Below are 15,438 nucleotides of genomic sequence, written 5' to 3' on the forward strand. Positions count from 1 at the left end.
TAAACGGCAAGGTTTTTTTGTTTACATATTTGGGTATCTATAAAAAAGATAAAAAAGAGAATTAAATATAACACACTAATTAACAAAAGTGTTATACTAATATTAATCTCTTAATCTATTGTAGGGAGAAGCAATGATGCTAGATAAAATAAAAGATTATGATTACACACTTATGATTACACCTTTGCTATTAACAGGGTTTGGTATGGTTATGGTATATAGCGCAAGCATGGTGGTGGCTGTTGTAGATGGGATGGCAAGTAACCATTATCTCATAAGACAGTTAATATTTTTCGCTATATCGTCTATCGCGTTTGTATCCTGTTGTTTTTTACCATATCAAATCTATCAACGATTGATGAAGATAATTATTTTATCGTGTATAGTGTTATTAATTAGTGTATTGATTTTTGGAAGTGCTGCAAACAATGCAAGGTCTTGGTTTTCCATCGGCCCTTTAAGTATGCAACCGGCTGAATTTGCCAAGTTAGGGTTAATAATATATTTGGCAGCTATTTATTCAAAAAAACAATCCTACTTAAATGAATTTAAAAAAGGAGTACTTCCTCCGCTTATACTTACCATTATTTTATTAGGATTAATTGTTTTGCAACCTGATATCGGAACAGCTGCAATTATATTTTTAATGGCTTGTTCCGTGATATTTGCATCTGGTATAAAGTGGAAACATTTAACTATACTCGTTTTAATTGGTATTAGTTTAGTTATACTTGCAGCTCCTAATATGGTTACAGAAGAAAGATTATCACGTTTTACAGGAGCTTATCAGCCGTTTGAATCACCTGATTTAAATGGATACCAACTTATTCAATCCTACGTAGCAATTGGAGTTGGTGGTCTGACAGGGGAAGGGCTTGGACAAAGTGTTCAAAAACTTGGATTCCTAGATGAAGCACATACCGATTTTATCATGGCAGTCATTGCTGAAGAATTAGGGTTTTTAGGTGTTGTAATTGTGATTGGGTTACTTGCGACAATTGTTATACGAGGTTTGTATATAGCGAAAAAGTGTAAAGACAGCTTTGGCTCATTACTAGCTATTGGGATATCATCAATGGTTGGAATTCAAACATTTATTAATTTAGGAGCTATTAGTGGCATTTTACCGATTACAGGTGTGCCATTACCATTTGTGAGTTATGGAGGATCATCAATGTTAATCATGTTAATATCGATGGGAATCCTTAATAATATTGCAAAACAAGTTAATCAACAAGAGCAGGACAGAGAAGAGTTAGCACCAAAGCCTGCAATGCATAATCAAAACTCAACTAATATGTACAGAGGTGGTAAAAGATGGCAAAGTTAAACAAGATTAACAAAGTACTAGTAGCAAACCGAGGTGAAATTGCAATTCGCGTCTTCCGAGCATGTACGGAGTTAAATATACGCACTGTTGCTATTTATTCCAAAGAGGATTCTTCGTCTTTTCATCGATTCAAGGCAGATGAAGCTTATTTAATAGGTGAAGGGAAAAAACCAATTGATGCATACTTAGATATTGAAGGTATTATAGAACTTGCAAAAGAAGTTAATGTTGATGCAATTCATCCAGGGTATGGGTTTCTTTCTGAAAATATACAGTTTGCTAGACGATGTGAAGAAGAAGGAATTACTTTTATTGGGCCAACTAGTGAACACTTAAGTATGTTTGGTGATAAGGTTAAAGCGAGAGAACAAGCCGTAGCGGCTAATTTACCAATCATACCTGGTAGCGATGGTCCAGTAAAATCTTTAGAAGAAGTTCGAGACTTCTGTCAGAAACATGGTTACCCAATTATTATTAAAGCTTCCTTAGGCGGCGGCGGTCGAGGGATGCGTGTAGTTAAAGATGCTAATGAACTAGAGAGCGCTTATGATCGTGCGAAATCAGAAGCTAAAGCCGCTTTTGGAAATGATGAAATTTATGTAGAGAAATTAATCGAAAATCCCAAACATATAGAAGTCCAAATTTTAGGGGATAACGCAGGTAATATTATTCATTTATATGAAAGAGACTGTTCCGTTCAACGTCGTCACCAAAAATTAATTGAAATAGCACCGAGTTTATCATTGAAAGATAAATTACGGGAGGATATTTGTCAGGCAGCTGTAAACTTGATGAAAAATGTAGATTACTTAAATGCTGGTACAGTTGAATTTCTTGTTACAGATGACGAGTTCTTCTTTATCGAGGTTAATCCACGTGTACAAGTAGAACACACTATTACAGAGATGATTACTGGCATTGATATTGTACAATCGCAAATTAAAATAGCTGATGGATCTCAATTACACGATGAAACAGTGGGGATTCCAACGCAAGAACACATAAATACACAGGGATATGCGATTCAATCAAGGGTAACAACAGAAGATCCATTAAATGATTTTATGCCAGATGCAGGAAAAATTAATGCATATCGTACTGGTGGTGGTTTCGGTGTCCGACTCGATGCAGGTAACGGCTACCAAGGTGCAATCATTTCTCCGCACTATGATTCTTTATTAGTAAAAGTATCTACATGGGCATTAACATTTGAACAAGCTGCAATAAAAATGGTCAGAAACTTAAAAGAATTCCGTATTAGAGGAATAAAAACGAATATTCCATTTTTAGAAAATGTGATGGTGCATCAAAAGTTTCTTTCTGGTGAATATGATACAACCTTTATTGATAAAACACCGGAGTTATTTATATTCCCGAAAAGAAAAGACCGTGGAACAAAAATGCTTACGTATATCGCAAACACTACATTAAACGGAGGGGAAGGTATATCTAATATTGAGAAACCTGATTTTAGACCACTAGATATTCCAACAACGACGCACCTTGACTCAACGCCATCTGGTACAAAACAAATCTTGGATGAGCATGGACCAGAAGGTGTAGCTAAATGGATGAAGGAACAAAAGGAAGTGTTGTTAACAGACACGACCTTTAGAGATGCACATCAATCCTTATTTGCTACACGTGTTCGTACGAATGATTTGCTTCATATTGCAGAACCAACCGCTAAATTACTGCCAAATCTTTTCTCTGTTGAAATGTGGGGGGGAGCAACGTACGATGTAGCATATCGTTTTCTTAAAGAAGATCCTTGGACTAGACTGTTAAAATTACGTGAAGAAATGCCTAACGTTCTGTTCCAAATGTTATTACGAGCAAGTAATGCAGTAGGATATAAAAACTATCCAGATAATCTTATTGAAGAATTTGTAAAGAAAAGCGGTGAGGCGGGCATTGATGTATTCCGCATATTTGATAGTCTGAACTGGGTAGAAGGAATGAAATTGACAATCGATGCGGTACGAAATTCTAATAAAATTGCTGAAGCGGCTATTTGTTATACAGGTGATATTTTAGATACGGGTAGAAGTAAGTATGATGTATCTTACTATCAAATGATGGCAAAAGAATTAGAATCTGCAGGTGCGCATATTTTAGGAATTAAGGATATGGCTGGTTTATTAAAACCTGAGGCCGCTTATCAATTGATTCATAAATTAAAAGAGACGATTGATATACCAATTCATTTACACACCCATGATACGAGTGGAAATGGTGTATTCACATATGCTCGTGCTATTGAAGCTGGTGTAGATGCAGTAGATGTAGCTGTAGGATCAATGGCAGGTATGACTTCACAACCTAGTGCACAATCGCTTTATCATGCATTAGAAGGAACGCCATTCCAACCAAATATTAATATGGAAAACTATGAACGTATAGGTCATTATTGGGAAGGTATTCGTGATTATTACCAGGAGTTTGAAAGTGGTATGAAGGCACCTCATACTGAGATTTATCATCATGAAATGCCTGGAGGACAATATAGTAACCTTCAACAACAAGCAAAAGCGGTTGGACTAGGTAATCGTTGGAACGAAGTCAAAACCATGTTCCGTACGGTAAATGATATGTTTGGTGATATAGTCAAAGTAACTCCGTCATCTAAAGTTATCGGTGATATGACGTTATTTATGGTACAAAATGATTTAACAGAAGAAGATATCTATGAAAAAGGTGAATCTATTGATTTTCCAGATTCAGTAATAGAATTTGCTCAAGGTTACATTGGGCAGCCTTATCAAGGATTCCCAGAAAAACTTCAAAAAATCATTTTAAAAGATAAAAAACCGATAACCGTTCGTCCTGGTGAGCTATTAGAGCCAATAGACTTTAAGTTAATAAGAGATGAATTATATGAAAAGTTAAACCGTCCGGTTACTAGCTTTGATTTAATTTCATATGCATTGTATCCAAAAGTGTTTATGGATTATCAAGCATTTACAGAAGCATATGGTGATATTTCTGTACTTGATACACCAACTTTCTTCTACGGTATGAAATTAGGAGAAGTAATCGAAGTTGAAATCGAAAAAGGGAAGACGCTTATTGTTAAATTGGTGTCTATATCAGAGCCAAAAGAGGATGGTACACGGGTGGTTTACTTCGATTTAAACGGTCAGTCAAGAGAAATTACTATAAAGGATGAGAGTATTGAATCCTTGGTTGCTGTCAAACCACAAGTGGATAAAAATAATAAAAATCACTTAGGAGCAACTATGCCCGGTACTGTTTTAGAAGTAAATTGTAGTAAAGGTGATAAAGTCGTAAAAGGCCAGCACTTAATGACAAATGAAGCGATGAAAATGGAAACTTCGGTACAAGCACCATTTGACGGTGTTATAAAAGAGATTTATGTATCAAACGGCGATACGATTGCGGTTAATGATTTATTAGTAGAATTTGAATAATAGGAAGAAAAGCGTAAGCGCTCGTTTAGAACGTAGCGATTGCGCTCTTTTTTTAGGGGTGGTTCCAGCATGGTCGGACATCCTTTTCCGCCTAAGATAAAGGAATCACGGTGAATTGACGAACCGATGATAGCTTATACTCTAGAGTATAAGAGCGACTAAGCCTCATAAAATCTTCTTTATCGTTGGACGATTTCGTGAAATCGCCCTAGTTTCTGGGCGCTAGAGTTAGACGTAGCCGTTTCTGTCTATGAAAGATTGTAATACCAAATCTTTATATTTTCTTATCTTCAAAAAAAGGTTGAAGTGAAACAGTTTTTCACTTCAACCTTTTTATATAAAATAGGTGCTATTTGAATGTTTTAGTACGACTAATTTGTTTTTTTTTCCTACGTTTTGTTCGGAATGAAAGATGCATAAAAAATGATAACATTCCGAAATAGCAAGTAATAAATAATGCATGAAATAATGCCACCATTAGGTTAAGCGATGTAAAGATAATTAGTGCACCGAATAGGACTTGTAAAGTTATCAGTCCTAAAGTAATCCACCAACTCCAATAGAATACTTTACTATTTTTATAGTGTTTCACCATACGTACCGTTAGGATGATGGTCCATATGAAAAGTAATCCAGCCGCTAGACGGTGCCCCATTTGTACCCATTGATAAAAGTTGTAATCAGAGATTCCGAATGAACTATTATTGACACACAGTGGCCAGTCACGACATGCTAAATTCGAATCTGTATGTCTTACTAATGCTCCAGAGTACACAACACACATTGTATAAATAGAGATTGCATAAATTTCAATTCTGTGATTTTTCTTAATATGTATATCTTCTGTATGTAATTTCTTATCTATTTCGAATAACTGAAGCATTAATAAAAAGACTGCTGCAAAACAAACTAATGATATTCCAAAATGAGTGGCTAAGGCAAAGTCTGATTGTCCCCATACTACAGCTGCTGCACCAATTAAGGCTTGAAGAATCATTAAAGAGAGAGCGGAAAATGCTAAAAACACGACCTCATTATTATGACGAAGTTCTTTCCATACTAGGTAAGTTAAATAAACAATTAATAACCCAACAATTCCAGTCACTCCTCGATGACTTAATTCTATAAACATCTCAAATGAAATCTCAGTCGGTAGAAATTGCCCTTCGCATAGTGGCCAACTATTTCCACAACCATCAGCAGAGCCGGTTTTGGTTACCAGAGCACCACCTAGTAACAGCGGAATCATACAGATCGTGGATATAACGGATAGAATTTTTAATTTTTTTGTCATAGAAGTAGCCTCGCTTTATATTTGTCTATCTATAAACATGATAATCGTAAAGAGATAGCGATTGCAATGAAATAGTTATGAACAAAATATGAACACTTTCATTGGACAGACAATTCTAATACTATCATGATTACGGAGTGTTTACATTAGCGTTTTCAAAAAAGACTTGCATATTTTAAATTTGTTTGCTAGAAATAGAGTAAGGAATAGCATGTTTGAAATCATGCCATAACATAACATAGACAATTTTTGACGGATGGTACATAATAACGAGTATGTTCGGATTGTTTCACATTTTTGTCACATATTAATGTTCAATATGTTGTAAAATATTACATGGAAGTTCATTAGATTGTACGGATTATACGTGATACAATGAAAATGTAAGCAGAATAGGATAGAATAAAAAATAAATTCTTATTCTGGTTATTATTATGTCTTCTTACTGAACGTGAAGGGGGGATACAATGAAATGAATAAAGTAGAAATGACCTATTCTGAGTTAATAGGTAATACCTCTATCTCTAATAAACAAAAGGTAACCATGTTTATTTCAGAGGTGAAGGCATTAATAAAAATTGGGATTGTAAACTCAAACCTAATTACAACGATAGCAGGTTTTTTATTAGCTATATCGTTTACGAGTTCCTCCTTTATAAGTAATTGGGGCACATTTCTCCTTACAATTATAGGTAGTGCATTAGTAATTGCAGGAGGCTGTATCGTTAATAATTGGTACGATGTCGATATCGACCCGAAAATGTCGAGAACGAAAAATAGACCAACAGTAACCGGATTCTTTTCTCTAAAAACGGTTCTTACGATTGGTCTAGTAACAACAGCAATTGGGCTAGGATTGTTAATGTTTACAACATGGTATGCGACATTATTTGCTTTTATTGGATGGTTTGGCTATGTCGTTTTATACACAATGTGGTCAAAAAGACGGTATACGTTAAATACTGTCATAGGGAGCCTTTCAGGTGCGATGCCCCCATTAATTGGCTGGGCTGCAATTAGTCCTTCTTTCCATGTGGTACCATTTGTTATGTTCTTAATTATGTTCATATGGCAAACACCACACTTCTTAGCACTAGCAATGAAGAAACGAGATGAATATGAAGCGGCTGGAATACCAATGCTACCAGTAGTAAGGGGAATGGCAGTTACAAAAAGACAGATCATTGTCTATATAGCTTGTTTGCTTCCATTACCATTCTTTTTATTACCTACGATGGGTATTACATTTGCAGTAATTGCAACGCTCTTAAATCTTGGATGGTTGGCAATAGCCTTTACCGGACTATTTGTTGATGAAGATAAGAAATGGGCAAATACAATATTTATCTTCTCGCTGAATTATTTAATTATATTATTTCCGTTAATGATTATCGTTAAGTTACCTATATTTAACTAATGTTATGTTATTCCTTAAAAAAACATATAAAAGGAAACAACAAGAAGAAAGAGAGGTATTCTTACATGAAAGGTTGGATGGGAAAATCGAAAGTTTTCTTCCTGATCTCAGCCATCGCACTGTTGATGGCTGGGTGTGGAAGAGAGAATCTAACTGCACTTGAACCGAAAGGATATGGGGCAGATCGTGCAATGGATTTAATCTTGCTAACAACTTTTATCATGATTGGTGTTTTTGCTGTTGTAATGGCAATCTATGTTATTACACTAGTTCGTTTCCGTAAGAAAAAGGGACAGGAAGACTATATTCCTGAACAAGTAGAAGGAAATCATAAACTAGAAGCAATTTGGACTATTATCCCAATCATACTCGTATTAGTTATTGCGGTTCCTACAGTGATGGGGACGTTTGATTTAGCAGATGATTCCAATGCAGATGAACATGTTAATATTGAAGTAACAGGAAATCAATATTGGTGGCATTTTAACTATGCAGGAGAAGAAGTAGTAACAAGTCAGGACTTATACATTCCTACTGGAGAGCGTGTGTATTTAAACATGTTATCCTCTGATGTTACGCATTCCTTCTGGATTCCATCTATCTCTGGAAAAATGGATGTTAACCCTGAAAACGTAAACACCATGTTTATAGAAGCACATGAAGAGGGCGTTTATTGGGGTAAATGTGCAGAACTTTGTGGCCCTTCCCACTCTTTAATGGACTTTAAAGTAATTGCAGTAAGTCCGGAAGAGTATGAACAGTGGATAGCGGATATGCAAAGTGTAGATCCAGAGGAAGTACCTGAAGATTCTGTAGCTCAAGAAGGTCAAGAACTTTTTGAAGCAAATAATTGCATGAACTGTCATGCTATTGGTTCTTCCCCAGCGGCAATAGGGCCTAACCTAACGAATTTTGGAGATCGTTCAACTATTGCAGGTATTTTAGAACCTACAAAAGAACATCTTGTTGAATGGTTAACAGACCCTGAATCCGTTAAACCTGGGAATAAAATGACCGATCAATATCCAGCTCTTAGTGAAGACGAAGCTGAAAGCATTGCAGAATACTTATTACAATTACAGCCTTCAGAGATTACTCCTGAAAGTGCTGGAAATTAAGACTTGGGATGGAAGACATGAAAGGGAGGTATAAGCATTGAGTGTTAACAGTGCTCAAAAGAGTGGTTTTGGTGCTACTTTATGGGATTGGCTTACTACCGTTGATCATAAGAAAATCGGTATTTTGTATCTCGCGGCAGGGGCATTTTTCTTCCTGTTAGGTGGACTAGAAGCGCTTATCATACGAATTCAGTTAATATCACCACAAAATGATTTCATTAGTGCTGGATTGTATAATGAAATGATTACTATGCATGGTACAACCATGATATTCTTTGCGGCAACGCCGTTACTCTTTGGATTAATGAACTATATTATGCCATTACAAATCGGGGCTCGCGATGTAGCGTTCCCATTCTTGAACTCTTTAGGTTTTTGGCTATTCTTCTTCGGAGGAATTATGTTGAATTTAAGTTGGTTCACCGGTGCTCCAGATGCAGGGTGGACAAACTACGCACCGCTTTCTTTACAATCACCTGGGCACGGGATAGATTTCTATGTAATGGGATTACAGCTATCCGGTGCAGGTACATTAATGAGTGGTATTAACTTCATCGTTACAATTGTACTTATGCGTGCACCAGGTATGACATACATGCGTATGCCATTATTTACTTGGACGACATTTGTAACAAGTATATTAGTATTATTTGCATTCCCAGCTTTAACAGTTGGATTATTTTTAATGATGTTTGACCGTATGTTTGGTACAGCATTTTTTGATGTTGCACTTGGTGGTAACTCCATTATCTGGCAGCATTTATTCTGGATATTTGGACACCCTGAGGTATATATCCTAATACTACCTGCCTTTGGTGTATTTAGTGAAATACTACCTACTTTTGCAAAAAAGCGTTTATTTGGATATACAGCAATGGTATTTGCTACATTTTTAATCGCTTTCTTAGGATTTATGGTATGGGCTCACCATATGTTTACTGTAGGACTTGGTCCCGTTGCTAACTCGATCTTTGCAGTTGCAACAATGGCAATCGCTGTTCCAACCGGTATAAAGATATTTAACTGGCTATTCACGCTATGGGGTGGAAGTATTACCATTAATTCAGCTATGTTATGGACACTTGCGTTTATACCTTCATTTACAATCGGTGGAATGACTGGTGTTATGCTTGCTTCTTCTGTAGCAGACTATCAGTATCATGATAGTTATTTCGTAGTTGGTCACTTCCACTATGTTATTGTCGGTGGGGTAGTATTTGCTTTACTTGCAGCAATGCATTACTGGTGGCCAAAAATGTTCGGTCGTTACTTACATGAAGGAATGGGTAAATTAGCGTTCTGGACATTCTTTATTGGTTTCCATTTAACATTCTTTATCCAACATTTCTTAGGTTTAATGGGAATGCCTCGTCGTTACTGGGTATTTTTAGAAGACCAAGGATTGGATACTGGAAATTTAATTAGTACAATTGGTGCTTTCTTTATGACATTTGGGGTATTGGTATTTGTTGTAAATATATTCTACACATGGAAAAAAGGTGAGAAAGCTCCTGCTGATGCTTGGGGTTCTGGTCGAACATTAGAATGGGCAACAGCTTCACCACCTATCCATTTTAACTTTAAGCAAATGCCACTCGTTCGTGGTTTAGATCCTCTTTGGATTGAGAAAATGGAAGGGAATAATAAGATGACTCCTGCTGAGCCTGTGGATGAAATTCACATGCCAAACGGATCTATTCTCCCACTTATTATGACAATCGGTTTCTTTATTGCATCCTACGGGTTTATTTATCAAGTTGATCATAAAGCTTGGTTGATCGCTGTTTATGTAGGTATGGCAATCGGGTTGGGCTGTATGCTAATTCGTTCTTTAAGAGACGATCACGGTTATCATATCCCTAAAGAAGAAGTAGAAAGGGAGGATGATTAATATGAGTCATCATGATCATTCCATTGATCCGAAGAATTTAACACAAGACCCATCAAAAGCAACGATGGAAGGGAAGCATAAGTTTCTTGGCTTGTGGATATTCTTAGGTGGAGAGACCGTCTTATTTGCTTGTTTATTCGGAACTTATCTTGCATTAAAAGACTCTACTGCTGGAGGACCTTCTACGCATGATTTATATGGTCTTGAGTTAGTCTTCTTAATGACAGTATTACTATTAACGAGCTCCTTAACAAGTGTATATGCTATATACCATATGAAAAATAACGACTTTAAGAAGATGCAATTATGGATGGGGATTACAGCAGTTTTAGGTCTTGCTTTCTTAGGATTTGAGATCTATGAGTTTGCACACTATATTCATGATTATGGATTTACATTCCGTTCTTCAGCATTTGGATCTGCGTTTTATGCCCTTGTTGGGTTTCACGGAGGTCACGTAGTTTTCGGACTTTCTTGGATTATTACATTAATGGTTCGAAATGCAAAACGCGGATTGAATCTTTATAATGCACCTAAATATAATACATTTGCATTATATTGGCACTTCATTGACGTTGTTTGGGTATTTATTTTTACAGTTGTTTATTTAATGGGGATGGTGAGTTAATTTATGACGGATAATATGAGTACCAGAAAAATTAATTCGTTCCAAAAAGCTAAAAATAAAGAAGAAATGAAAAAACAAATCGTTACATTTGCATTGATGATTTTCTTTACTCTAATTGCATTTTTTGCAGTAATGATGGAAATCGACAAGATGTTTGTAATTCCACTACTTCTCATATTGGCAGTGGTACAAATTGCATTTCAATTCTTTTATTTCATGCATATGAAAGATAAGGGACATGAAGTTCCATCACAAATCATTTATGGTGGAATATTCGTTACAATGTTAGTTATTTTAACTTTTACCGTTATCACTTGGTGGTAACATATTTAAAAAAGGTCGGGATGAAGTCATTTCCCGGCCTTTTTATGTTTTATCCCGCTTCTAGACGATGGGAGTAAATAAAATAGTAAAGTGGGGATATACTGTCCGATCTGTTTAACTATAATCCTCACTAAATAAAGTTTCGCTTTGTATTTATTTGTTTTAAAATCGTCACATGCAGTAGGAGAAATCTATTATAAATTAAGTTATAATAAGAAAAGTGGTACATAAATGGAGTGATATCGTATGTGGTTAGATATTCAAATTTTTGGTTTTCGTGCGCTATGGAGCCCATACTTTTTAATATTTGTTTTATTACTTGGTATTGCTTATTATCTCATTACAGGTCCATTGCGAAGTAAATTTGGGGATAATGATAAACCAACTGCAAAACAACAGATAATGTTTTATATATCATTACTGTTATTATATCTTGTAAAAGGTGCTCCTATTGATTTGCTTTCACATATAGCTCTAACTGCTCATATGATACAAATGGCTATATATTTACTTGTTTTCCCGATGCTTTTGATTAAAGGCATACCTGAGTGGATCTGGAAAAAACTGATGGCTACACCTGTAGTTGCACCTGTATTGAAGGTTTTAACAAAACCATTAATTTCACTATTATTGTTTAATGGGTTATTTTCTATTTATCATATTCCGGTAGTTTTTAACTTTGCAAAGTCATCACCTGGTATACATACGCTTATTTCGATTGTATTATTAATTTCGGCTTTTATTGTATGGATTCCATTACTAGCCCCAATTAAAGAATTGGACAGGCTTCAGCCATTGTTAAAGATCGGGTATATTTTTGCAAATAGTGTTTTGATTACTCCAGCATGCGTATTGATAATATTTGCATCTGAACCTCTATATGCAACTTATTCGCAAGGTGGAGCATGGTTACAAGCATTGAGCCTTTGTGTTCCACAAGATGTTTTACAAGGCCTTGCTCCTCAATTGTCTGGTCCAGAAACTTTTATTTCATTAAGTACAGTTTATGATCAGCAATTAGGTGGTATTATCATGAAAATCATGCAAGAAATTACTTATGGAATTTTATTAGGAACAATTATATTTTCTTGGTTTAAAGGTGAAAGTAATACCATTGATCCTTTGCCATCATCTTCAAAAACGTAACAAATCTTATTTTATTATTGGAGGATCTAAGAGATGCCGTTATTACCAACAATTAGTACATTTTTTATCATACTCAGTGCTGTTTTAGTTGCAATAGGTTGGATACTTATTGTGAAAGGAAAAGCAAGTGCACACAAAAAGGTAATGTTAGCTGCTGCAGTCAGTGCATTATTATTTTTTATCATCTATGTATCAAGAACAGTCTTCATTGGAAACACAAGTTTTGGTGGTCCAGATGAAGTAAAAACGTACTTTACTATTTTCCTTGTTTTTCATATAATTTTAGCAACCACTGGTGCTGTGTTTGGGATAGTAACATTAATTTTAGCATTAAAGCGGAATATTAATAAACACCAAAAAATTGGACCTGTTACAAGTATTATTTGGTTCTTTACAGCGATTACTGGGGTAATGGTGTATATATTCTTATATGTTATGTACGATCCAGGTGAAACTACAAGTATGATTAAAGCTATATTTGGATTTTAAAATGAAAATTATACTAGTGAGAATAATCTAGATAAAAATAAAAACCGAGCTATTCATTTGAGTCTCACTTGAATAATAGCTCGGTTTTTATATGTTCATTTTTGTTTGTTCGGAATTTTTTATACTTATTTTTTGTAGTATTGAAGCTCTTCTGAAACTTTTTTCAATAAGGTGTTTGCTCTCTCTACGATAGATTCTGGGAAGTCTTCGCCATCACCATATTCTACTCCATGAGGGTAATAATGTTTTCCGATTAGCGGTGGAAGTAATGTGACTACTGCACTTCTTTTATCAACATCGCCCTCTTTAGAGTGAGCCATAATACGAATGTAATATGTAACATTCTTTTCATTCGAACCAATTTTGTAATCATACGTTGCGCGCTCATAGTCCCACTGACCAGCACGAATAAATGCATGTTTTGCTGTAATATGGTCTAAAGATTGAATATCAATGACCGTATTTTCGATACCAGTGTTTTCTAGTTTCATCTATTTTTCACCTCATATATTAGTTCTACTTTTTTAAGCATAATACGAAAACGCTTCAGATGCAACGAAAAACCGATAGACGGATAAAAAATAAAGGTATACTATTATAAATAATAGGGTAAAGAGAATATATAGTAAATTTTTACATAGAATGTAGTAATTGTATATAGATGGGAGAATCAGTTATGCGTGTGATTCGTGGATTTTTAGCTATTACTATCTTAGCATTAGTCATTTTTGTTGTAATAGAACAAATTGATAACTCTCAAGAAGAAGTGATTACAGATGTAACCAATGTTGTAAAAGAAAGTAGTCATGTTCTCCAATCGAAAGTACAACCAGAGGAATCTCCATTGATTGAATTAGAAGGGGATATCTTTCAATGGATAGGAGAATCAGAAAACAAACTAAAAGAAGATTTGGGTGAACCAAACCGAGTCGACAAAAGTGCGTATGGCTATGAATGGCTCGTATATAATGGCTCAGAGAGTCAATATATTCAATTTGGTGTCGAAGAAGAGGAAATAATATCGGTTTATGCTACAGGTGATGATTTACAGATTGAACCTGTACAATCTGGGACAACATATGAGGAAGTTAACGATACGTTCAATTTTAATAATGAAATTAGTTATAATGAAGGGTTGTCTTCATACACTTTCCGACTAACGGAAGAAGACATGAAGACACGACCATTAGTAAAAGTGGATGATTCTGTATTTGTACAATTTTATTTTGATACATTTACTTCCTCTCTGTCATCTGTTCGAATATTAACTGCGAACACCTTATTATTACATCGGCCATATGAAATTGAGTATCGAGGAAATCTACCAGAACAACCAGAATTAACAGACGAACAATGGAATACAGTGCAGAAAGGCATGGAACAGCAGGTGTTTGATATTTCGAATGTCATTCGACATGTACATGAAAAAAGTCACTTAGAATGGGATGAGAACGTAAGTGAAGTCGCATACGAACATAGTAAAGATATGCATGATAATAATTATTTTTCTCATATTAGTTTAAATGGAGATGGACTAAAAGAAAGGTTAGAAGCTGGTGAAGTACTTTATGTATCTGCAGGTGAAAATATAGCAGCTCAGTATCCAGATGCAGCATCTGCAATGGAAGGTTGGTTAAATAGTGAAGGGCATCGTGAAGCTTTGTTAAGTGATGATTATAATCATTTGGGAGTAGGAGTTTATCGCTTTTACTATACACAAAATTTTTTAGGTAAAGCTTTATAAATAGTTCTTTTAAGAAGTGTATCCCTAATTTATTGAAAAAACTTTTTAGAATAACGTTGTCTTTGAAATCGAATGGTACATTGGATAATAATTCCAACGTATCATTCGATTTTTTGTTGGAAATTTTCTTCATTTTTTTGATATCCATTGCGAGAACAAATAGACACATATCAGTGAACTAGGCATAGGTTATAGTATGAATGAATGGGTAAGTGAGGTGATCAAAATGGGTAATCTAGATCCAAGTGTACAAGAGTTTAAAGACTTTGTTAATAAACATCCGAAGATCGTAAGAGAAATTAGGAAAAGCGGTCGTTCTTGGCAAGAGTATTATGAGAAATGGGCCTTGTTAGGAGAAAGTGATCCTTATTGGAATGAATTTACAGAAGCAGATACCACCGATAATCATAGCCAGCATAAATCTACTAATGAAAATGAAGAGAAAGATTTAATTAGCCAATTGATGAAATATACTCAAAAAATTGATGTAGATAAATTACAAGGACAAATTGATCAATTAAGTAAAGCGGTCGGTAGTGTTCAAGAAATGGTATCACAATTTAAAAGCACGGGTCCCAAAGAAAGTCCAAAAGATCCTTTCCACTGGATTAAAGACTAGAGGTGAT

At 35.2% G+C, this 15,438-nt stretch carries 13 protein-coding genes; 11 read left to right on the forward strand and 2 right to left on the reverse strand.

Features of this window, described 5'->3' with window-relative positions; translation table 11 throughout:
* The first annotated feature begins 136 nt into the window (after positions 1-136).
* Together ftsW and pyc are read left to right on the forward strand one after the other, a co-directional pair.
* Positions 137-1,330: a putative lipid II flippase FtsW gene (gene ftsW, locus AQ616_RS12500; RefSeq protein WP_017796552.1), complete on the forward strand. Its 1,194-nt coding sequence runs from the start codon at positions 137-139 to the stop codon at positions 1,328-1,330.
* Entirely contained in the window at positions 1,318-4,761 is a 3,444-nt protein-coding gene (pyc, locus tag AQ616_RS12505; protein WP_069685927.1) for a pyruvate carboxylase, read from the forward strand. The genes ftsW and pyc overlap by 13 nt, the downstream gene beginning before the upstream one ends.
* Positions 4,762-5,110: 349 nt before the next feature.
* Here the strand turns inward: pyc and AQ616_RS12510 are convergent, their stop codons facing one another.
* A complete protein-coding gene (locus AQ616_RS12510; RefSeq protein ID WP_069685928.1) occupies positions 5,111-6,055 on the reverse strand; it encodes a COX15/CtaA family protein in 945 nt (314 codons plus the stop codon).
* A gap of 472 nt (positions 6,056-6,527) precedes the next feature.
* Here AQ616_RS12510 and cyoE point away from each other — a divergent pair, with 472 nt between their 5' ends.
* From cyoE to AQ616_RS12545, 7 genes are all read left to right on the forward strand, one after another.
* A complete protein-coding gene (gene cyoE / locus AQ616_RS12515; protein ID WP_017796555.1) occupies positions 6,528-7,472 on the forward strand; it encodes a heme o synthase in 945 nt (314 codons plus the stop codon).
* Positions 7,473-7,537: 65 nt separating this feature from the next.
* Complete coding sequence (coxB, locus tag AQ616_RS12520; protein ID WP_017796556.1) at positions 7,538-8,590, forward strand: cytochrome c oxidase subunit II; 1,053 nt, start codon at positions 7,538-7,540, stop codon at positions 8,588-8,590.
* Between the two features lie 37 nt (positions 8,591-8,627).
* Entirely contained in the window at positions 8,628-10,481 is a 1,854-nt protein-coding gene (gene ctaD, locus AQ616_RS12525) for a cytochrome c oxidase subunit I (RefSeq protein ID WP_017796557.1), read from the forward strand.
* A gap of 1 nt (position 10,482) precedes the next feature.
* A complete protein-coding gene (locus AQ616_RS12530) occupies positions 10,483-11,109 on the forward strand; it encodes a cytochrome (ubi)quinol oxidase subunit III (protein ID WP_017796558.1) in 627 nt (208 codons plus the stop codon).
* Between the two features lie 3 nt (positions 11,110-11,112).
* A complete protein-coding gene (gene ctaF, locus AQ616_RS12535) occupies positions 11,113-11,433 on the forward strand; it encodes a cytochrome c oxidase subunit IVB (protein WP_017796559.1) in 321 nt (106 codons plus the stop codon).
* 246 nt (positions 11,434-11,679) lie between these two features.
* Positions 11,680-12,579, forward strand: a complete 900-nt coding sequence (gene ctaG, locus AQ616_RS12540) for a cytochrome c oxidase assembly factor CtaG (protein ID WP_017796560.1) — start codon at positions 11,680-11,682, stop codon at positions 12,577-12,579.
* 33 nt (positions 12,580-12,612) lie between these two features.
* Entirely contained in the window at positions 12,613-13,068 is a 456-nt protein-coding gene (locus AQ616_RS12545; protein ID WP_017796561.1) for a DUF420 domain-containing protein, read from the forward strand.
* Between the two features lie 125 nt (positions 13,069-13,193).
* Here the strand turns inward: AQ616_RS12545 and AQ616_RS12550 are convergent, their stop codons facing one another.
* Positions 13,194-13,559: a YugN family protein gene (locus tag AQ616_RS12550; RefSeq protein ID WP_017796562.1), complete on the reverse strand. Its 366-nt coding sequence runs from the start codon at positions 13,557-13,559 to the stop codon at positions 13,194-13,196.
* Between the two features lie 185 nt (positions 13,560-13,744).
* Here AQ616_RS12550 and AQ616_RS12555 point away from each other — a divergent pair, with 185 nt between their 5' ends.
* Together AQ616_RS12555 and ylbD are read left to right on the forward strand one after the other, a co-directional pair.
* Positions 13,745-14,812 (forward strand): CAP domain-containing protein, encoded by a 1,068-nt coding sequence (locus AQ616_RS12555; protein WP_017796563.1) that lies wholly within the window; start codon positions 13,745-13,747, stop codon positions 14,810-14,812.
* Positions 14,813-15,038: 226 nt separating this feature from the next.
* Positions 15,039-15,431 carry a YlbD family protein gene (gene ylbD / locus AQ616_RS12560; protein ID WP_017796564.1) on the forward strand — a complete coding sequence of 131 codons (393 nt, stop codon included), beginning with the start codon at positions 15,039-15,041 and terminating at the stop codon, positions 15,429-15,431.
* The last annotated feature ends 7 nt before the right edge of the window (positions 15,432-15,438 follow it).

The organism is Oceanobacillus sp. E9 (genome assembly GCF_001741975.1).
Lineage (GTDB): Bacteria > Bacillota > Bacilli > Bacillales > Amphibacillaceae > Oceanobacillus > Oceanobacillus kimchii.

Coding starts and splice junctions, on each gene's coding strand:
- AQ616_RS12530 (WP_017796558.1), top strand. CDS start 10,483: ATGAGTCATCATGATCATTCCATTGATCCGAAGAATTTAACACAAGAC.
- ftsW (WP_017796552.1), top strand. CDS start 137: ATGCTAGATAAAATAAAAGATTATGATTACACACTTATGATTACACCT.
- coxB (WP_017796556.1), top strand. CDS start 7,538: ATGAAAGGTTGGATGGGAAAATCGAAAGTTTTCTTCCTGATCTCAGCC.
- AQ616_RS12550 (WP_017796562.1), bottom strand. CDS start 13,559: ATGAAACTAGAAAACACTGGTATCGAAAATACGGTCATTGATATTCAA.
- AQ616_RS12555 (WP_017796563.1), top strand. CDS start 13,745: ATGCGTGTGATTCGTGGATTTTTAGCTATTACTATCTTAGCATTAGTC.
- AQ616_RS12510 (WP_069685928.1), bottom strand. CDS start 6,055: ATGACAAAAAAATTAAAAATTCTATCCGTTATATCCACGATCTGTATG.
- cyoE (WP_017796555.1), top strand. CDS start 6,528: ATGAATAAAGTAGAAATGACCTATTCTGAGTTAATAGGTAATACCTCT.
- ctaG (WP_017796560.1), top strand. CDS start 11,680: ATGTGGTTAGATATTCAAATTTTTGGTTTTCGTGCGCTATGGAGCCCA.
- AQ616_RS12545 (WP_017796561.1), top strand. CDS start 12,613: ATGCCGTTATTACCAACAATTAGTACATTTTTTATCATACTCAGTGCT.
- ylbD (WP_017796564.1), top strand. CDS start 15,039: ATGGGTAATCTAGATCCAAGTGTACAAGAGTTTAAAGACTTTGTTAAT.
- pyc (WP_069685927.1), top strand. CDS start 1,318: ATGGCAAAGTTAAACAAGATTAACAAAGTACTAGTAGCAAACCGAGGT.
- ctaF (WP_017796559.1), top strand. CDS start 11,113: ATGACGGATAATATGAGTACCAGAAAAATTAATTCGTTCCAAAAAGCT.